Annotated in this window: 14 protein-coding genes; 7 read left to right on the top strand and 7 right to left on the bottom strand. The window is 55.8% G+C overall.

The features are described 5' to 3' along the window. Positions 1-15 precede the first annotated feature (15 nt). Complete coding sequence (locus tag KM934_RS03445; protein WP_215759223.1) at positions 16-978, top strand: Rossmann-fold NAD(P)-binding domain-containing protein; 963 nt, start codon at positions 16-18, stop codon at positions 976-978. Positions 979-1,252: 274 nt separating this feature from the next. On the opposite strand, the gene KM934_RS03440 is transcribed toward KM934_RS03445, so the two are convergent. Next, the gene (locus KM934_RS03440; protein ID WP_215759222.1) at positions 1,253-2,209 is read right to left on the bottom strand and encodes an NAD-dependent epimerase/dehydratase family protein; all 957 of its coding nucleotides are present in this window, start codon (positions 2,207-2,209) and stop codon (positions 1,253-1,255) included. A 182-nt stretch (positions 2,210-2,391) separates the two neighbouring features. On the opposite strand from KM934_RS03440, the gene kbl reads away from it, so the two are divergent. After that, positions 2,392-3,579, top strand: coding sequence for a glycine C-acetyltransferase (gene kbl / locus KM934_RS03435; protein ID WP_215759221.1), 1,188 nt, complete (start codon positions 2,392-2,394; stop codon positions 3,577-3,579). Between the two features lie 101 nt (positions 3,580-3,680). Here the strand turns inward: kbl and KM934_RS03430 are convergent, their stop codons facing one another. From KM934_RS03430 to KM934_RS03405, 6 genes are all read right to left on the bottom strand, one after another. Further along, the gene (locus tag KM934_RS03430) at positions 3,681-4,352 is read right to left on the bottom strand and encodes a NigD1/NigD2 family lipoprotein (protein WP_252344873.1); all 672 of its coding nucleotides are present in this window, start codon (positions 4,350-4,352) and stop codon (positions 3,681-3,683) included. Beyond that, a complete protein-coding gene (locus KM934_RS03425) occupies positions 4,349-5,500 on the bottom strand; it encodes a 1-acyl-sn-glycerol-3-phosphate acyltransferase (RefSeq protein ID WP_215759220.1) in 1,152 nt (383 codons plus the stop codon). The genes KM934_RS03430 and KM934_RS03425 overlap by 4 nt, the downstream gene beginning before the upstream one ends. A gap of 36 nt (positions 5,501-5,536) precedes the next feature. Next, positions 5,537-6,535, bottom strand: coding sequence for a D-alanine--D-alanine ligase (locus tag KM934_RS03420; RefSeq protein WP_215759219.1), 999 nt, complete (start codon positions 6,533-6,535; stop codon positions 5,537-5,539). Between the two features lie 49 nt (positions 6,536-6,584). Continuing rightward, positions 6,585-7,670 carry an RluA family pseudouridine synthase gene (locus KM934_RS03415; RefSeq protein ID WP_215759218.1) on the bottom strand — a complete coding sequence of 362 codons (1,086 nt, stop codon included), beginning with the start codon at positions 7,668-7,670 and terminating at the stop codon, positions 6,585-6,587. Positions 7,671-7,739: 69 nt separating this feature from the next. Further along, positions 7,740-8,459, bottom strand: coding sequence for a PASTA domain-containing protein (locus tag KM934_RS03410; RefSeq protein ID WP_215759217.1), 720 nt, complete (start codon positions 8,457-8,459; stop codon positions 7,740-7,742). Between the two features lie 744 nt (positions 8,460-9,203). Continuing rightward, positions 9,204-11,408 carry a metallophosphoesterase family protein gene (locus KM934_RS03405; protein ID WP_252344878.1) on the bottom strand — a complete coding sequence of 735 codons (2,205 nt, stop codon included), beginning with the start codon at positions 11,406-11,408 and terminating at the stop codon, positions 9,204-9,206. A gap of 561 nt (positions 11,409-11,969) precedes the next feature. On the opposite strand from KM934_RS03405, the gene purL reads away from it, so the two are divergent. The 5 genes from purL to KM934_RS03380 all read left to right on the top strand — a co-directional run bounded on the left by purL (position 11,970) and on the right by KM934_RS03380 (position 19,145). Then, the gene (purL, locus tag KM934_RS03400; RefSeq protein ID WP_215759215.1) at positions 11,970-15,824 is read left to right on the top strand and encodes a phosphoribosylformylglycinamidine synthase; all 3,855 of its coding nucleotides are present in this window, start codon (positions 11,970-11,972) and stop codon (positions 15,822-15,824) included. Positions 15,825-15,985: 161 nt separating this feature from the next. Then, the gene (locus tag KM934_RS03395) at positions 15,986-16,585 is read left to right on the top strand and encodes a chromate transporter (RefSeq protein ID WP_215759214.1); all 600 of its coding nucleotides are present in this window, start codon (positions 15,986-15,988) and stop codon (positions 16,583-16,585) included. 5 nt (positions 16,586-16,590) lie between these two features. Further along, positions 16,591-17,163, top strand: a complete 573-nt coding sequence (locus KM934_RS03390; RefSeq protein WP_215759213.1) for a chromate transporter — start codon at positions 16,591-16,593, stop codon at positions 17,161-17,163. Between the two features lie 79 nt (positions 17,164-17,242). Then, positions 17,243-18,136 (top strand): DMT family transporter, encoded by an 894-nt coding sequence (locus KM934_RS03385; RefSeq protein WP_215759212.1) that lies wholly within the window; start codon positions 17,243-17,245, stop codon positions 18,134-18,136. Continuing rightward, positions 18,126-19,145 (top strand): family 43 glycosylhydrolase, encoded by a 1,020-nt coding sequence (locus tag KM934_RS03380; RefSeq protein WP_215759211.1) that lies wholly within the window; start codon positions 18,126-18,128, stop codon positions 19,143-19,145. The genes KM934_RS03385 and KM934_RS03380 overlap by 11 nt, the downstream gene beginning before the upstream one ends. Positions 19,146-19,206 lie beyond the last annotated feature (61 nt).

Below are 19,206 nucleotides of genomic sequence, written 5' to 3'. Positions count from 1 at the left end.
ACAAAAAGAGTAACGATGAAGAGTTTTTTTAATGTGCAAGATATCGGCCCGCTCGACAAGGCGTTGGCCGAGGCTTTGGAGGTGAAACGCGACCGTTTCCAATATCAGCAGTTAGGAAAGAACAAAACCCTGCTGATGATTTTCTTCAATAATTCGCTGCGTACGCGCCTCTCCACCCAAAAGGCGGCAATGAACTTGGGCATGAATGTCATAGTGCTCGACGTGAATGCTGGCGCTTGGAAGTTGGAAACCGAACGCGGAGTCATCATGGATGGCGACAAGAGTGAGCACCTCTTGGAGGCCATTCCCGTCATGGGTTCCTATTGCGACGTTATTGCCGTGCGCTCGTTTGCAGGTCTTTCCGACCGCGAGTTCGACTATGCCGAGACCATCGTTAACCAGTTTGTGAAATACTCTGGGCGCCCTGTGGTGGCCATGGAGACCGCTACGGTGCATCCGTTGCAGGCTTTTGCCGACCTCATCACCATTGAGGAGCACAAAAAGACGGCACGTCCGAAGGTGGTTCTGACTTGGGCTCCCCATTGCCGTGCGTTGCCACAGGCCGTCCCCAACTCGTTTGCCGAGTGGATGACAGCGGCCGATGTCGACTTCGTCATTACCCACCCCGAGGGCTATGAGCTCGATCCGAGGTTCACGAAGGGCGCCACAGTTGAGTATGATCAGCGCAAGGCGTTGGCCGGAGCCGACTTTGTGTATGCCAAGAACTGGAGCTGTCCGGGTGTGACACGCCCCGAGGACTATGGTAAAATCCTATCCAGCGATTCCTCATGGACCATCGATAGCGAGCACATGCGTTGGACAAACGATGGCTATTTCATGCATTGCCTGCCTGTTCGACGCGGCTTGATTGTCACCGACGACGTCATTGAGAGTGACCATAGCCTCGTTATTCCCGAGGCTGCAAACCGTGAGATAAGCGCCGAAGTGGTGCTCAAGCGCGTGTTGGAGAGCCTGTAAGTCGTGCCAGACATGCCCGATGGAACTGCCCAAGGGCCCAAACCACAGAGGCGTCGAATAGTAAACCTGCCATTCGACGCCTCTGTCGGTTTTGTGAATTCATATAAAGCCACCTTTGAATTCATATAAAGCCGCCTTTGAATGATTGGGAATCTTCCTTTGGATGATTGATAATTTTCTTTTGGATGATTGGATAACTTCTTTTGAACCCATAAAAAAAGGAGGACGATAAGGTCCTCCTCTTCATGCGATGGTATGTTAGAAATGTTGTGTCTTATCCGTTGAGCTTCTTCGAGAGCTTATCGAGCATATCCACAGTCATGCTTGAAAGGTCGTACTGAGGCTTCCAATCCCACTCCTGGCGGGCGCAGCTGTCATCGAGCTTGTCGGGCCAACTTTCTGCGATAGCCTTCTTCAGGGGGTCTACTTCGTAAACCATCTCGAAGTTGGGCTTGTGCTTCTTGATCTCGGCATAGATGGTTTCGGGAGCGAAGCTCATAGCTGTCACATTGAAACCGTTGTGGTGTACGAGGCGGGCGGGGTCGGCTTCCATCAGGCTGATGGCGGCGTGCAATGCGTCGGGCATGTACATCATGTCCATCAATGTGCCTTCGGGGATGGGGCAAACAAACTTCTCACCGCGTACGGCAGAGTAGAAGATGTCGACAGCATAGTCGGTTGTGCCACCTCCAGGAAGCGCTACGTAAGAGATCAGTCCGGGGAAGCGAACCGAGCGTGTGTCGGTGCCGTACTTCTGGTTGAACCAATCGCTGAGCAGCTCCGTTGTCACCTTGCTCACGCCATAGATAGTCTTTGGGCGCTGGATGGTGTCCTGCGGAGTCATCCAATGGGGTGTCGACTCACCGAATGAGCCGATAGAGCTGGGTGTGAACACTTGGCAATGGTGCTCGCGAGCCACCTCCAGGATGTTCCAGAGACCGTCGATTCCAATCTTCCAAGCCAAGTTAGGTTTGTTCTCAGCCACCACAGACAGCAGCGCTGCCAGGTTATAGATGGCGTCGATGTGGTACTTCTTTACCACGGTAGCGATCATTTCAGCCTTAGTGACGTCAGCCTCCTCAGCGGGGCCAGCCTCCAACAACTCGCCAGTGGGCTCTGCACCTTTGATGTATCCAGCAACTACATGGTCGTTGCCGTAGCGCTTACGGAGCTCGCGCGTTAATTCAGAGCCAATTTGTCCAGTTGAGCCAATTACAAGTATGTTCTTCATTTTTAGGTATGATAGAATTATTGAAAATATGTCGCAAAGTAAATGCTTTTTTGTTGAACTACGGAAATGGCTTTGTTAAATTAGATTAAAACTTTCAATTCTATACCTTTTTCGCTGCGATAGGCCCCATTTTCTCAAGAAAAAGCAGTTACTTTGTACCACTGACTTTAATTAAAACTACTATGTACGGAAAAGTGAAACAACATCTTCAAGAGACTCTCGCAGGCTTGAAGACTGCAGGCCTTTACAAAGAAGAGCGTATCATTGAGAGCCCCCAGGGTGCATCCATCCAGGTAAAGGGCAAGGAAGTACTCAATTTTTGTGCTAACAACTACCTCGGCTTGGCCAACGACCCTCGCCTGATTCAGGCTGCCAAGGACGTGATGGACCGTCGCGGTTATGGTATGGCATCCGTTCGCTTCATCTGTGGTACCATGGATATTCACAAGCAACTGGAGGCTGCCATCAGCGATTACTTCAAGACAGAGGACACTATCCTTTATGCCGCTTGCTTCGATGCCAACGGAGGCTTGTTTGGTTCGTTCCTTACCGACCAGGACGCCATCATCTCTGATGCCCTGAACCATGCCAGCATCATCGACGGCGTGCGCCTTTGCAAGGCCCAGCGCTATCGTTATAAGAATGCCGACATGGAGGATTTGGAGCGTTGCCTGAAGGAGGCCCAAGCCCAGCGTTTCCGCATTATCTGCACCGACGGCGTGTTCTCGATGGACGGTAATGTGGCTCCGATGGATAAGATTTGCGACTTGGCAGAGAAGTACGACGCACTCGTCATGGTGGACGAGAGCCACTCAGCCGGCGTTGTTGGTCCCACTGGCCACGGCGTTAGCGAGCTCAACGACACCTATGGCCGCGTTGACATTTACACCGGAACCCTCGGAAAGGCCTTTGGTGGCGCCCTCGGCGGCTTCACAACAGGTCGTAAGGAGATCATCGACATGCTGCGCCAGAGCAGCCGTCCCTATCTCTTCTCCAACTCTTTGGCCCCTGGCATCATTGGCGCCAGCCTGAAGTTGTTTGAGATTCTGAAGACAGACAACTCTCTCCACGACAAGTTGGTTGAGAACGTTAATTACTTCCGCGACAAGATGATTGCCGCAGGCTTCGACATTAAGCCCACGCAGAGCGCCATCTGCGCTGTGATGCTTTACGACGCTCCGTTGGCCGTTCGCTTTGCCAACTGCATGCTTGAGGAAGGCATCTACGTCACAGGCTTCTGCTATCCCGTTGTTCCGAAGGGCGAGGCACGCATCCGCGTTCAGCTGAGCGCTGCCCACACCACCGAGCAGTTGGATCGTTGCATCGCCGCGTTCATCAAGGTTGGTAAGGAACTGGGTGTGTTGAAATAATACCATTCCATAATAAATAGGTAAAGGCCGTTTCCCAAACCATGTGGTTGAGGAAACGGCCTTTATTGTGTTGGGACGTTTGTTTGGCAATGCGGTTGTGGCTATTCGGCCATCAGCCGTTGTTCACCGCGGTAGGTGTTGGCCACGATCGTCATTTTTGCGCTGCGCCATGCGGCGGGAAGAGGCATGCTGAGGTAGCTCCTTACCGTGTAATATTGCGGCACATTGTTCTGCGCGTGCAACAAGCGAAGGGTCACGGCGCGTGTGGCCTCGCCCTCGGTCTCGATGGAGTCGACCATGATTCCTATGGCCTGTGAGGCGTCCACTTGGTCGGAGGAGCCCGTTTTCACGGCAAACCCGATGTTGAGGAACCCTCCGCCCATCCACGCGCTTTCGAGCGTCAGCGGATCGGTGGCCACGCTGTCGAGACTCATCTTGACCAACGGGCGCGCCACCAGCACCTGCGATAGGCTAAACAATTTCCTTGCCGCCTTGTCGTAGTAGGCCAGCGCACGCCACAACGTGTCTTTCGCCGGGGCCCAGCCCACCGTGGCCGGCGTAGCCAAGTGCACCGAGTCGCCTCCGTCGGTCAGGATGTAATCGACCGTCTTGGCGGTCGTTACATGCGCCTTACAGAAGTCGGCCTGTAGGTAACTGTAGCGCCCGTCGCCCGTTTCGTAGCCGTCGCTTGAGCAGCTGGCCACGCCCGTTATGAGCAGCAGGGCCGCGAAGGCACCCATGAGTCGAAACTTAGTCCTGTGGGTTCGTGTCATTTGGTGGCATTCATGTAGTTGATTGCCGGGTTGGCATACATCGTCAGGATGCTCTTGCGTAGGAACGCCTCGTCCTTGTTGGGCATGTTGATCTTCGCCATCTGTCCGGCCAGGTAACGGTCGAAGAACGCCTTGTCGTCGGCCGAGTAGTGGTCTTTGTAATCCTCCGTACCCTGCAGTTCATCGAGCGCCACATAGTTGGATGGGTACAACATGTAATGGCTATGGATCTCATGGTCGATGTGCTCGGCAATGATGCGGTGAATTTCACCCTTGGGCGTATCGGCCGGCAGGTTGTCGAGATACTCGTCGATGCACGGTGCGCAGTGGTAGTGCACATGCCCCTTGAATCCCATGATGCCTGTCTGCATGGAGATGATGTCGTCGTTGGGACCTTTTTTCCATTCGGGGTTGTCGCGTTTCTGCTGCAGCTCCACCGCCTTCAAGTAGTCGCATGGGTCGTATTCGTAAGAGATGGTCAGCGGCACGATGTGCAACTCCTTCAGTCTCTCGGGCACCGTACCCGTTCCACCCATGGTCATCATCTTCAAGACGCCCTCGGATGTGCGGTCGTTCGAGTCTTTGGCTCGTCCCGAGCGCTGAGCCACCCACACGTTCTCGTGCTTCTCCTGAATGGCGAAATGCATGTATTCGGAGAGCGTCTTGCCCGCCATCAGCATTTCGCGCATGGGCAATCCGCGCTTCACTATGAAGCTCTTGTTCAACCTCACGAGGTCTTTCACCCATGGCAGCGCCAGCAGGTTGTCGCCGATGGCTATCTCGCATGTGGTGGTGAAGCCCGCGTCGATGAGCAGCATATCGAGTATGGCCGAGTCGAGCACAATGTCGCGGTGGTTGCTCACGAACGTGTAGTGCTTGGTGTTGTTGATCGCCTTGCAGTTCATCTCATAGCCTCGGCTCGCCTTTTTCATCAGGTTGTCGATAAACTTGTAGCAGAACTGCATTTGGAAGTCGAGCGACGTCTTGCACGTCTTCATCTTCGCGGCGAGCATGTCGAACGGCACATCAGGGTAGAGATACCTCACGACGGCTTGAAACTGCGGGTTGGCCAGCAACCTATCGTAGACCTCAGGGAGCTCCTCGGGCTCGAAAGGCCTTATATCATTGAATTTCTCGGGTATAATCATAAGGCGAAATGATGATTGCGTAGGATGGGAAACGTGTTAGAACTGGTTCTCCACGATATCGGTCAGCACCTGCTTGATGTCGAGCCCGGCCGCCCTTACCTGCTGCGGTATGAAGCTTGTGGCCGTCATTCCCGGTGTGGTGTTGATCTCGAGCATGTTGATCTGATCGTTGCCCTCAGCATCTTTCGAGATGATATAGTCTATTCGGATGATGCCGTTGCAATGCAGGATGTTGTAGATCTTGGCTGTTTCGTCGGCCACGCGCTTGGCTGTTTCGTCGGCGATGCGTGCCGGTGTGATTTCCTGCACCTGGCCGTTGTACTTGGCGTCGTAGTCGAAAAACTCGTTGCTGGTCACCACCTCGGTAGCTGGGAACACCACCATCTTATCGCGTGTCTTGTAGCATCCGATTGAGATCTCTGTGCCCTTCATGTAGCCTTCGATCATCACTTCGTCGCTCTCCATGAAGGCCACGCGCAGGGCGGGAGCCAACTGGTCGGCGTTTTTCACCTTCGACACGCCGAAGCTGCTTCCGTCGGCTGCCGGCTTCACGAAGACAGGCATGCCCAAGCGCTTCTCAATCTCCTTCTCATCATACTCGTCGCCCAGACGCAGCAAGATGCTGTCGGCCACGCGTACGCCAAAGGCGCGCAGGTAGTTGTTGAGCACATACTTGTTGAATGTCATGGCTTCCACCAACACACCGCTGGTGGAGTAGGGCAGATGGATGAGGTCGAAGTAGCCCTGCATCAGTCCGTTCTCGCCCGGGGTGCCGTGAATGGTGATGTAAGCATAGTCGAAGACCACAGCCTTGCCATCCTTGCCGATGAACGAGAAGTCGTTCTTGTCGATGGTGGCCACGTCGCCGTCTTCGTATTCCACGTGCCAGTTGATGCCTTTCACGTCGACGATGTAAATGTTGTAACGTTCTTTGTCGAAGAATGAATAAAGTCCCTGTGCCGAGCGCATAGACACGTCGTGCTCAGAGGAGTCACCGCCGCAGACGATGGCAATGTTTCTCTTTAAATCTTTCATCTTGTTGATATTATAGATGTTCTTGTATGTTCTTATTTGTAAGGAAGTGTTAGTCGTCGCGCCTCGTTCCGTTGATAAACTTACGCCAGTGGTCGATGAGCGCCGTGAGATCGGTGGGCCACTCCGAGTCGAAGTCCATCTGCTGTCCTGTGCGTGGGTGTACGAATCCGAGCGTCTTGGCGTGCAGCGCCTGTCGTGGGCAGAGGTCGAAGCAGTTGCGTATGAAGGCGCGGTAGCTTGAGCTGCGCTGTCCGCGCAGGATCTCGGTTCCTCCGTAGCGCTCGTCGGCAAACAGCGGGTGTCCGATGTGCTTCATGTGGGCCCTGATCTGGTGGGTTCGTCCCGTCTCCAGCTTACATTCCACGAGCGTGGTGTAGCCGAATCGCTCGAGCACTCTCCAGTGGGTGACGGCCGGTTTTCCGATGCCCGATTCGGGATCGAACACCTTCATGCGCAAGCGGTCTTTGGGGTCGCGTCCAATGTTGCCCTCGATGCGCCCCTCGTCCTCGACGAAGTTGCCCCACACCAATGCGTTATAGCTGCGGTGTGTGGTTTTGTTGAAAAACTGCTTTCCCAGCGCCGTCTTCGCCTCGGGTGTCTTGGCCACCACGATGAGGCCGCTGGTGTCCTTGTCGATGCGGTGAACCAGTCCCACCTCGGGATCGTTGGCGTCGAACGAGGGCACGTCGCGCATGTGCCATGCCACGGCGTTGATGAGCGTTCCGCTGAAGTTGCCGGCACCTGGGTGCACCACCATGCCCACGGGCTTGTTGACCACCATCAGGTCGCTGTCCTCGTAGACGATGTCCAAGGGAATCTCCTCGGGCCGTATGGTGGTGTCGTGCTTGGGTCGGTCGAGCCTCAGGGTGATGATGTCGCCCGGCCGCACCTTGTAGTTGCTCTTCACAGGTCGGTCGCCCACAAAGATGCAACCCTGCTCGGCCGCCGTCTGTATGCGGTTGCGGCTCGAGTGCTGCATGTGCTCAGCCAGAAACTTATCGATGCGCACGGTGGCCTGTCCGGGGTCTACCTCCATCTTCCAATGCTCATAGAGCTGTGCGTCGTCGGTCGAAGGCTCAACGGCAGTCAGCTCGTCGTCCTCCATGAGTTCTATATCGTCGGTATAATCTGTCATTCGTTGTTGGTCTTGTTTTCTTAAATGGGAACGCAGCCCGTGATGGTTCTCACCCCTTTCTCCTCCTGCTCATTCCGTGCGCTGCGCGGGATCCCTCTTGGCGGGTTCGGGCGTGGGCGCAGGCTCCGCGGGTTGCTCCTTCACCTCCTCGAACGGGTCTTCCTCGGTGGGCTCCTCCGTTTCGAAGTTGTCGGCCGGCTCCGTGTCCACATAGTTCACCGCGTCGTTATCGTCGAGCTGTCCGTTGCCCGCCTGTATGGTGACGGCGGCGTCTACGGGAATCTTGTCGCCGTAGACCACGTGCTGCCCCTTCACCACCACGCCGTAGACCCAGTCTTTCTCACCCGGCACAAACTGGGGCGGGGTCAACTTAAAGCCCATGGCCGACAGTTTGGCCATGGCCTCTCGCAGCGAGCTGTTGTCGATGATGTCGGGCAGCGTCAGCGTGGGCGTGTGGCTGGCGTTGATGGTGACATAGATGACATGCCCCGACTTCACATGCTCTCCCGGCTCCGGGTTTTGTTCGAGAATGCATCCAGGGGGCAGCGTCTTCACGTAGCCCGTGTCGCTCACCTCGATGCGCAAGCCCAGTTGGTCGAGCACGTGTGTGGCGTTGTCGAATTTCTTATGCACTATGTTGGGAATGGCAATCGATTCGCCGTGATGGGTGTAAATGCCTAAGCCGAACTTGGCACCCACAATCAGCGCTCCTACGACGAGCGCCATGGCCGCCAGGTTGCCCCATAGGTATTTGCTTTTAAACTTTCCAATGAATTCTGTTCCCGTCATCGGTTATGGTATTTTTCCACAAAGATAATGTAATTCGCCCGAATGCCCAAGAAGCCACCTGCTTTTTTCGCATATTTTTTCGCATTTTGTGCCATCTGGGCGTTGGGCGGGAGCGTGAAAAAGGGCGCTGTGAGCGTGGAAAAGACCTGCCAACTTGGGAGACAAACAGACCGTTGGGCCGTCGGACAATGGGGTGGGGTGGAATGAAATGTAATGATAGTTCTGAAAAATCCGCATCACCGGGAGCGCCCCAAATAGCGAGCGAGATGGCCGTTTTTGAGCGGTCGAGGAGAGATGTTTGAGCCCTCGACGCCCCTGCTCTCAGCCGAGCCGTTGCCGTTAGGCATCTTTCGGGTTGCGATACATGCCTTGTCGCAACTCGAAAGACCATGTATTGTGCTGTGTTTAGGCATGTTCCGCACCACGAAACATGCCTAACCGCAAGGCGGATTGTTGAATATGGAGTGCAGGATGTTGCGTTGAAAACGTAAGCCTCTGACTGTTAGGTGATTAGAAAAATGCGTTGAGAATCGCGTATTTGCGACCCATCCTGCCTTCGCTGGGAAACAAACGTTAAAAACGGGGTATGACTGTCGCCTTTTTTCCATCCTTATCCATGCCCCACCGTTGGTGGGCAAATCGTGGCGGGGTTGACGGATGTGAGAAAAAACAAGGTGCCCGGCAAACCGATTAGGAACCGCTCCTACCGTTTTGCCGAGCACCTATGAGTTGGTTTTTAGGGGTTTAGAGCACCACCTTGCGGCCGTTCATGACGTAAACGCCGTGTGTGGGGCGCGTTACCTGACGGCCCGTCAGGTCGTACACACGACCGTCGGCCTTGCCCATCTTGTTCTCGGTGGTGACGCCCTTGATGGCGGTCAACGCGCCGTTGGCGTTGCGCACCTCACGATAAACGGTGTAGGCGGCGAGGTCCTTGTTGATGGTGATGTTGCCGAAGGTGCCGCTCTCGCCATAGTTCTTCATCTTCAGCGTGATGCGGTCGGGGTAGATGTAAACCATCAGGGCTTGCACAATCTTGGAGTTGCTGACGCTTACGTCGCCCTCGATGGAGTTGTTGTAGTATCTCATCGAACCCATGAAACTTGAGAAGAACGACGGATCGCCCGGCTCTCTCTCCTTGAGTGTCCAGATAAGGTTGTCGTCGGTAAAGCTGACGGTGTTGCCGTTGACGGTAACCTCCTGGCCCTCCAGGCGCTGGTCGTCGCCCTCGCCGGCTTTGTACACCTTGTTGGTGAGCAGGTAAGTCTTGCCCGACTTCTCGGCCGCGATGGCGTAGGGCACACCCGTCTTGGGGTATTTCACCAATGTTCCCACATACGAACCATGCTCCACGGTTGGGGCTACCACCTCAAAGAACTTCAGGGCGGTGGCGTCGCCGCGAGAGAATCGTCCGCCCGAGCCGATGTGCAGATGGCGGTTGTTGTTGGGCATCTTTACGTAAACCTTGCCGTTCTCCTCATAGATGTTGCAGGTGAGCGCCTCGTCTACGGTGTTGAGGTTGCTCGAATCCTCACCGATATATTTGCCCGTGGCTGTGTTCTGGATGCACGCGTCGATGGGCAATCCCGTCTCCTCCACCTCACGCTGATTCAGTTGCCAAACGATGTTGTCGCCCTCAACGCTGATCTCGTCGCCCGGATCGCTGGCTGCCACCAGTTGGGCCTTCATGCGGTTGTCGGAGCTGAGGCTCGTCTTGGTGTTCTCGGGGAGCAGGGCGTAGTATTTCTTGTCTTTCGAAGCCTTGTAGACCAGCACCACCTTGGCGCCGTCGGCGAGTTCGTTGGTAGCGGTGACGCGCGTGGCCTTGTTGTCGTCGACCTTGTAGATGAACGCCTTGGAATAGTCGGTCAGCTTGGCGTTTCCGCTGAATGTGGCCGTCGATCCGCAGTAAACGTAGTTGCCGCCAAGTTTCACGGAGAAATGGTTGTCGGAGTTGGCCACCTTGTCGATGGTGGCGTTCATGGCATCATCCTGCACGGCAAGGTTGGTCGACGAGCCGTAGGTGAGGTATTTGCCCGTAGCCACCGACTTGATGCTCATCGTTACCGAGGTGGGCTCTTCAGGAGTGTCGGGAGGCAATACGGGGTCGTCCACATGCGTGTCGTCGAACGAAGAGATGACCATGCCGCCTACGTCGTAACGCGTAACACGCTGTGAGGTGCGTTTGCGGATGAAGGCCGAGTCGGTTCCGTGGTCGTGACCGTAGATCATGACGAGGTTGGGATATTTGGCAAGCGTGGCCTTCAGCAGGCGTGTCGACTCGCCACTCTTCATGCCCTTGTTGGCGGCCGAGATGCTATTGGAGTCGGAGAACGGAACATGGAGAAGGAAGAAAACCGTCTTGTTGGGGTCGGAGGCGTAGAGCTCAGCCAGTTTGTCGGCCACCCATTGCACAGAGCCCAACGAGTAGGTGTAGTCCCATGCGTTCTTGAAGAAATAGAGACCGCAGTTGAGCATCACAAAGTCGAAACCCTTAATCTGGTAATGATAGGCCCCCAGCAACTTCTGCTTGCCCAGCGAACCGTTGTCGGCCTCCTCATAGTAGGCGTTGTGGGCTGTTAGAGGACCAATGTCCTCCTCCATGATGTCTTGGTAATAGCCGGCGTTGAAGCCCTTGGGAATCTTGTCGAAGTTGGCCACCTCATAGTCGTGGTTGCCCGTGACGTAAATCACCGGGCGTTGGGTCCGCCCGTCGCGGAAGGCCGAGCGGCTCGTTTCGCGCATCAGTTGCTTCACGCGCTCCCAGTTTTCCTTGCTAACGGTAACGTCGCTCGTGTAGTCGCCACCCAGGCAGATGAGGTCCACGTCCTCTTCCTCATGCATGCGCTTGATGGTGTTGCCAAACGTGCCGCGCAGTTTTACGGTCGACAGTTCGCCACTGATGAGCCCCAGCTCGTTGTGTAAATCACTTAGGCAACCGATCGTCATCACCGGTTTGTCCTCGTTGTTTTCTGTGGTCTACGCATAACTGGCTATGGCACAGACACATAATAACAGAAGAAGGGTAAACACTTTCTTCATTAAAAAAAGGGTGCAACACTATTAGGTTGATAGATAGTTAGATAGAACATCCAGGAGTACCAAGAATGCCCGGATAGTGTCATGCCAAAGAATTCGCTAACCATAGTGTTGCGTTATTGATAGAGAGCAAACCCCAGCATGCGGTGGCGAATTTACGAATAAATTCCGAATGATTCCTCATTTTTGTGGCGTTTTTTCAACGAAGGTGCATATTTTTTCAACCTAAGGGTAGATGAGGGTGTATGGAGCCTGCCGTTCGGCCGCTGAGGAGCTGTCGTTTTGGGGTGAATTCCAGTCCCATTCCATCCGTCGGATTCCATTTCTTGTGTGAGACACATTCATCCGTGAACCTTTTTTCGCTCTATTGTTCCATTTCGATTAAAAAAGATAGGTTGCGCTTGCCCGTATTCAGGAAAAAACCGTTAATTTTGCAGGCGTATAATCACGCACCATTAATTTATACAGATCATGATACTATTCTTCAAGACTCCTAAGGAGAACATCATTGCCACTGAGATGGACCACCAGCCCAGCGAGCAAGAGAAACAAGCCCTCTGCTGGCTTTATGGCAACGCCACACTTGTGGACGCCACCACCCTTACAGGCTTCTTTGTCGGCCCACGCCGAGAGATGATAACCCCATGGAGCACCAATGCCGTTGAGATCACGCAAAACATGAGTCTCACCGGCATTTCGCGTATAGAGGAATTCTTCCCCGTGGACAGTGAGAACGCCAGTCACGACCGCATGCTGCAGCGCATGTACAACGGTCTCGACCAGCAGGTGTTCACCGTCAACCATCAGCCTGAGCCCATCAAGCGAGTGGACAACATCGAGCAGTATAATGAGGAAGAAGGACTGGCCCTGAGTCCTGAAGAGATAGAGTATCTCCATAAGATTGAGAAGGAGAATGGTCGTCCGCTCACCGACTCGGAGATCTTCGGTTTCGCCCAGATCAACTCGGAGCACTGCCGACACAAGATCTTCGGCGGCTCATTCATCATCGACGGTGAGGAGCGCCCCTCGTCGCTCTTCGCGCTCATCAAGAAAACCACAAAGGAGCATCCGGGCAAGATTCTCTCTGCCTATAAGGACAATGTGGCGTTCGCACAGGGTCCCACCATCGAGCAGTTCGCACCGGTCGACCAGACCACAGCCGACTTCTTTGAGGTGAAGCCCATCGAGAGCGTGGTGTCGCTGAAGGCCGAGACCCACAACTTCCCCACCACTGTGGAGCCGTTCAACGGAGCCGCCACGGGAACCGGTGGTGAGATTCGCGACCGTATGGGTGGCGGCGTCGGTTCATGGCCCATCGCCGGAACCGCCGTGTATATGACCTCTTACCCGCGCTTGGACGCCCAGCAGCAGGACGGCTCGGCCGAGGGACGCGCATGGGAGGCAGGCATCGCCGCCCGTAAGTGGCTCTACCAAACGCCGCGCCAAATCCTCACCAAGGCATCGAATGGCGCTTCCGACTTCGGTAACAAGTTTGGCCAGCCCCTCATCGCAGGTTCGGTGCTCACCTTCGAGTATCAGACCTCGTCGGCCGACACCGCCACACTGCCCGACGGCTCAGCCGCACAGCAGAACGTGGGCAACGCCGAGTCGGCAACAGGCAACGCCGTGTATGCTTACGACAAGGTGATCATGCTGGCCGGTGGCGTGGGCTACGGCAAGAAGCGCGACTGCCTGAAGAAGGAGCCCAAGGTGGGCGAGGATATCGTAGTGGTGGGTGGCGACAACTACCGCATTGGACTGGGCGGTGGCTCGGTGTCGTCGGTCGACACAGGCCGCTATGGAACAGCCGTGGAGCTCAACGCCGTGCAGCGTGCCAACCCCGAGATGCAGAAACGCGCCTACAACCTGGTGCGCGCCCTGGTGGAGGACGACACCAACCCCGTAACATCCATTCACGACCACGGATCGGCCGGACACCTCAACTGTCTCTCAGAGCTCGTTGAGGAGTGTGGTGGCGAGATCGACATGACCAAGTTGCCCATCGGCGACAAGACCCTCTCGGCCAAGGAAATCATTGCCAACGAGAGCCAGGAGCGCATGGGACTGCTCATCGAGGACGACCAGCTCGACAAGGTGGAGAAGATCGCCGCACGCGAGCGCGCACCGTTCTATGTGGTGGGACGCACCACAGGCGACGCCCACTTCTCGTTCAAGCAGGGCGATGGCGTGAAGCCTTTCGACCTTGATGTGGCCCAGATGTTCGGACATTCGCCCAAGACCGTGATGCGCGACGAGACCGTCGTTCACCATTATGAGGACGCAACCTACACCGTCGACAACATCGACGAGTACCTCAATAACGTGCTGCAGCTTGAGGCTGTGGCTTGTAAGGACTGGCTCACTAACAAGGTCGACCGTTCGGTGACGGGTAAGATTGCCCGCCAGCAGACACAGGGACAGGTGCAACTGCCTCTGAGCGACTGTGGTGTGGTGGCCCTCGACTTCCGCGGACACGCCGGTATAGCCACCGCCCTCGGCCATGCGCCTCAGGCTGGTATGGCCAATCCCGCTGCGGGTAGTGTGCTCAGCGTGGCTGAGAGCCTCACCAACATCGTGTGGGCACCCATCGCCACCGACCGCGAGCACCCGTCGGCCGTGCAGAACCTCAACCTCTCAGCCAACTGGATGTGGCCGTGCCGCTCACAGCAGGGTGAGGACGCACGCCTCTACGACGCCGTGCAGGCCCTCTCCGACTTCTGTTGCAGCCTTGGCCTGAACGTTCCCACGGGCAAGGATTCGCTCTCGCTCTCACAGCAATACCCCGATGGCTCGAAGGTCATCGCCCCGGGTACCGTCATCGTCAGCGCTGGCGCTGAGGTGAGCGACGTGCGCAAGACCGTGTCGCCCGTGATGGTGAACGACAAGAATTCATCATTGTATTACATCGACTTCTCGTTCGACGCACAGCGCCTCGGTGGCTCGGCCTTCGCCCAGACCCTGGGTAAGATTGGCTCGGATGTGCCGACCGTGAAGAACCCCGAATATTTCGCCGACTGCTTCAACGCCGTGCAGCACCTCATTAAGAAGGGCTGGATCATGGCTGGCCACGACGTGTCGGCCGGTGGTATCATCACCACCTTGCTGGAGATGATGTTTGCCAACCAGGAGGGCGGCATGCATGTCAACCTCCACGACGTAGCCCCCGAGTCGGTCGACGTGGTGAAGATTCTCTTCGCCGAGAACCCGGGTGTGGTCATCCAGGTAAGCGACACCCACAAGCGCGAGCTGAAGGAGTATTTGGAGGATGAGGGAATCGGCTACGCCAAGATTGCCTACCCCACACCGGGCAACAGACAGCTGGTGGTGGTGAAGGACGAGTGGAAGCACGAGTTCGACATCGACGCCCTGCGCGACACATGGTATCGCACATCGGCCCTGCTCGATGAGCATCAGAGCATGAACGGCATGGCCGCCAAGCGCTATGCCAACTATAAGAACCAACCGCTGCAAATCAAGTTGCACGACACATTCAAGGGCTCGTTCGAGTCGCTTGGCATCAACCCCGACCGTTGGAAGGACGCCAAGAAGAACGGCAAGCAGGCCGGTAAGGCACCCGTGGCAGCCATCATCCGTGAGAAGGGAACCAATGGCGATCGTGAGATGGCCTACTCGCTGTGGTTGGCAGGCTTCGAGGTGAAGGACGTGATGATGACCGACCTCATCAGCGGTCGCGAGACACTCGACGAGGTGAACATGATCGTCTTCTGCGGTGGATTCTCAAACAGCGACGTGCTCGGCTCGGCCAAGGGATGGGCTGGAGCGTTCCTCTACAACCCCAAGGCCAAGGAGGCGCTCGACCGTTTCTATGCCCGCGAGGATACGCTGTCGCTCGGTATCTGCAATGGTTGCCAGCTCATGGTGGAGCTCAACCTCATCAATCCAGAGCACGAGCACCGTGCCCATCTGTTGCACAACGTGTCGCATAAGTTTGAGAGCTCATTCCTCGGACTCGCCATTCCTCAGAACAACAGCGTGATGCTGGGATCGCTCAGCGGCGACAAGCTCGGCATCTGGGTGGCTCACGGAGAGGGCCGTTTCGAGCTTCCCGAGAGCGAGGACCACTACAACGTTGTGGCGAAGTACAACTACGAGGAGTATCCGGGCAACCCCAACGGCTCAGATTACAACGTGGCCGGTATCTGCTCGGCCGACGGTCGCCACCTCGCCATGATGCCCCACCCGGAGCGTGCCATCTTCCCCTGGCAGAACGCTTGGTACCCAGCCGACCGCAAGGCCGACGACGTTACGCCGTGGATGGAAGCCTTCGTCAATGCGAGGAAGTGGATTGAGAAGAAGATCAACTAAGATTTTCAATAGACCTCTTATATAAATCCCCTCTCCTCGGAGAGGGGTATTTTAATATTTCACAAGGCCATCTCACCGATATAATAAAGGTAAGATGGCCTCTGTGGGAATAAAACGACACGTGAGACGAACCCACCTCACGTAGCATCGCCCACCAAACAATGGATAATAACACAACAAACACCCCCCTCGACGAGCGTCGGCCTGCCATCGCAAAGACGGTAGGACTCAAGGAAGCGTTGCCGCTCTTCACCACCTTCTTCAAGATTGGGGCCTTCACCTTGGGCGGAGGCTACGCCATGATACCCATCATCCAGTCGGAAGTGGTGGAGAAACGCCAGTGGATCAAGCAGGAGGAGTTTATCGACCTCATTGCCATCGCGCAGAGTTGCCCAGGCGTTTTCGCAGCCAACATCGCCACCTTCATCGGCTACAAGATAGCAGGGGTGAAAGGGGCGGCCTGCACCACGCTTGGCGCCTGCCTGCCCTCGTTCCTCATCATCTTAGCCATCGCCATGATCTTTCGCCAGTTTATGGACGTGAAATGGATTGCGGCCATGTTCAATGGCATACGACCGGCCGTTGTGGCGCTCATCGCCGTTCCCACGTTCAACCTGGCCAAGAGCGCCAAGGTCAACCTGTCGAACGGGTGGATACCTGTGGTGTCGGCCTTGTTGATATGGGCACTCGGCGTCAACCCCATCTGGATTATCATTGCCGCCGGAGCCGGCGGTTATCTCTACGGTAAATATCTGAAATAAAAGCTATGATATTCTTACAGCTGTTTTGGACATTCTTTAAGATCGGCCTCTTTGGCTTTGGAGGCGGATACGGCATGCTCTCCCTCATTCAGATGGAGACCGTGCGCAACCATGCTTGGCTGAGCTCGGCCGAGTTTACCAACATCGTGGCCATCTCGCAGATGACCCCGGGCCCCATTGGCATCAATTCGGCCACTTATTGCGGCTACACGGCGGTGCACAACGCAGGCTTCGACGGCTTCCTGGCCATATTAGGGTCGCTCACGGCCACCACGGCCCTGGTGCTCCCTTCGTTCATCTTGATGATTCTCATCAGTAAGATGTTTATGAAATACATGAAGACCCGCGCCGTGCAAGACGTCTTCACAGGCCTCCGCCCGGCTGTTGTGGGCTTGTTGGCCGCCGCCACCCTGCTGCTTTGCAATGGCGAAAACTTCTCCACGCCCGACAATCCCTGGCGCTTCTCCATCAGCATAGCGCTCTTCGTCGCTACGTTTGTGGGCACCAAATGGGTGAAGATCAATCCCATCCGAATGATATGCTACGCTGCCCTGGCGGGCCTGCTGTTGCTCTATTGATACCCTATAGGCATCCTTCCCTGAAAAAGGCAACAATCGGTTCAATACACACACAATCTTTTTAATCCTACAATCTACTATGCAAGTATCCAATACCGTAAAAGGATTTGCCAACCGTTGGGTGTCGGCCACTTCGTTCGGACTGATCCCGCTCTTCTCCATCCCTGTGATGGCCACCGGCATGCATCTGTCGTCCATGATGGTCTACCGCTTCGCCTTCGGCTGTTTGGGCATTCTGGCCGTGCTGCTCTGGAAGCGCGTCGACATGAAGCTGTCGCTCATCGAGTTTGGCGAGATCTGCCTGTTGGCGTTGTTCTACGACACCGAGGCGCTGCTCATGATCCTGGGTTACAACTATATTCCCAGTGGCGTGGCCACAACCCTTGTGTTCTCCTATCCCATTTGGACGGAGTTGCTCATGCTTATATTCTTCCATGAGCGATTCTCGTTGGGTACCCTGGGAGCCATGACGCTCGCCATTATGGGTGTGGCGTGCATGTCGAACATGGGTGGCGACGGAAGCATCCATCCCCTGGGCGTCGTCATTGAGATGGCGGCCGGCTTCTCCTACGCCCTCTACATGGTGTCGATGCCCCACATGCGGGTGCGTCACATGGGGAGTTTGAAACTGACGTTCTACGTGTTCCTCATCGGCGCGCTGTTCTTCGTCATTCTCTCTTTCTTCTTCTTCGACGGCGTACGCGCTGTGGATAGCACCGACGTGTTTGTCAACCTCGCTCTCCTGGGCATCGTGTCGACGGCGCTGAGCAATGTGATGCTCATTCCCGCCATTAAGCAGATTGGCGCCACCCTGACCGCCATCCTGGGAGCGTTTGAGCCCCTGACGGCCATGATCATCTCCATATTGGTGTTTGGCGACACCCTGACGCCCGGCATTTGCATTGGCTTTGTGTTTATCATCAGCGCCGTGCTCCTCCTCATTTTCCTAAAGATGAAACGCCATGAGGCATAATTGTCTGTTGGGGTTGCTCATTTGCGCCCTTCTACCACTGTTTGCATTTGCGCAACAACGGAAGCCTCGCCCCATCACTTTCGACACCGACACTCCGTTTGTCCACGATCCGGTGATGGCTTATGAGAAGGGTGTTTACTATGCGTTCTACACTGGTTGGAACATCGGGTGCATGACCTCGACCGACCGGCGCACGTGGAGCGTGAAGCGCGACGGCCTGCTCAAGAGCATTCCCGCATGGACACACGATAGTGTTCCGGGATTTGAGCGCCATGTGTGGGCGCCCGACGTCATTCGGTGGCGCAACCGTTGGTGGATGGCCTATAGCTGTTCCACCTTCGGAAAGAACACGTCGGCCATTGGATTGCTCTCGGCCTCGACATTGGCCTCGGCCGATTGGCAAGACGAGGGATGCCTTGTGGCCAGTAAGGGGCGGCGCGACAACTGGAACGCCATCGACCCGGCCTTCGTCGTAGACCGCAACGACAGTCTGTGGATGGCGTGGGGATCGTTCTGGGACGGCATTCAGATGGCCCCGTTAGGCATGTGCGACGGAAGACTGCAACTGGCCGGATACCCGCGTACCATTGCCCGGCGCTATTATCGAAACGCACCCGAGGGACAGGAGAATCCTACGTCGAGGCATGCTGGGGTGAACGCCATCGAGGCGCCTTTCATCCTCCACCATGATGGCTATTACTATCTTTTCGTTAGTTGGGACTATTGTTGCCGGGGAGAAAAGAGCACCTACCGCGTTGTGGTGGGACGGAGCAAGGAGGTCTACGGACCTTATGTCGACCGTGAAGGACGCCCGATGTATGCGGGGGGAGGCACGCCCGTCATTGCCGGCGATGGCACGAATTTCGAGGCGGCTGGCCATTGTGCAGCCTATCATTTTCCCGACGGCGACACCTTTGTCTGCCACGGTTACAGCATCCCACTGCATGGACAGAGCATCCTTGTGCAACGCCGTATGGTGTGGGAGGACGGATGGCCCAAGCTCAGGTAGCCGAAACCCCATCTGATCATCGGCCTAAGAACGGCAAAAACAAACCTATTGCACTTGCGAT

The sequence above is a fragment of the Hallella faecis genome (genome assembly GCF_018789675.1).
GTDB classification, from domain to species: Bacteria; Bacteroidota; Bacteroidia; order Bacteroidales; family Bacteroidaceae; genus Prevotella; species Prevotella faecis.
Note: the sequence above shows the minus strand (reverse complement) of the source record. Positions and strands in the feature narration are given on the sequence as shown.

Coding starts and splice junctions, on each gene's coding strand:
- KM934_RS03390 (WP_215759213.1), top strand. CDS start 16,591: ATGATATTCTTACAGCTGTTTTGGACATTCTTTAAGATCGGCCTCTTT.
- kbl (WP_215759221.1), top strand. CDS start 2,392: ATGTACGGAAAAGTGAAACAACATCTTCAAGAGACTCTCGCAGGCTTG.
- KM934_RS03440 (WP_215759222.1), bottom strand. CDS start 2,209: ATGAAGAACATACTTGTAATTGGCTCAACTGGACAAATTGGCTCTGAA.
- KM934_RS03380 (WP_215759211.1), top strand. CDS start 18,126: ATGAGGCATAATTGTCTGTTGGGGTTGCTCATTTGCGCCCTTCTACCA.
- KM934_RS03420 (WP_215759219.1), bottom strand. CDS start 6,535: ATGAAAGATTTAAAGAGAAACATTGCCATCGTCTGCGGCGGTGACTCC.
- purL (WP_215759215.1), top strand. CDS start 11,970: ATGATACTATTCTTCAAGACTCCTAAGGAGAACATCATTGCCACTGAG.
- KM934_RS03430 (WP_252344873.1), bottom strand. CDS start 4,352: ATGACACGAACCCACAGGACTAAGTTTCGACTCATGGGTGCCTTCGCG.
- KM934_RS03410 (WP_215759217.1), bottom strand. CDS start 8,459: ATGACGGGAACAGAATTCATTGGAAAGTTTAAAAGCAAATACCTATGG.
- KM934_RS03405 (WP_252344878.1), bottom strand. CDS start 11,408: ATGACGATCGGTTGCCTAAGTGATTTACACAACGAGCTGGGGCTCATC.
- KM934_RS03415 (WP_215759218.1), bottom strand. CDS start 7,670: ATGACAGATTATACCGACGATATAGAACTCATGGAGGACGACGAGCTG.
- KM934_RS03395 (WP_215759214.1), top strand. CDS start 15,986: ATGGATAATAACACAACAAACACCCCCCTCGACGAGCGTCGGCCTGCC.
- KM934_RS03445 (WP_215759223.1), top strand. CDS start 16: ATGAAGAGTTTTTTTAATGTGCAAGATATCGGCCCGCTCGACAAGGCG.
- KM934_RS03385 (WP_215759212.1), top strand. CDS start 17,243: ATGCAAGTATCCAATACCGTAAAAGGATTTGCCAACCGTTGGGTGTCG.
- KM934_RS03425 (WP_215759220.1), bottom strand. CDS start 5,500: ATGATTATACCCGAGAAATTCAATGATATAAGGCCTTTCGAGCCCGAG.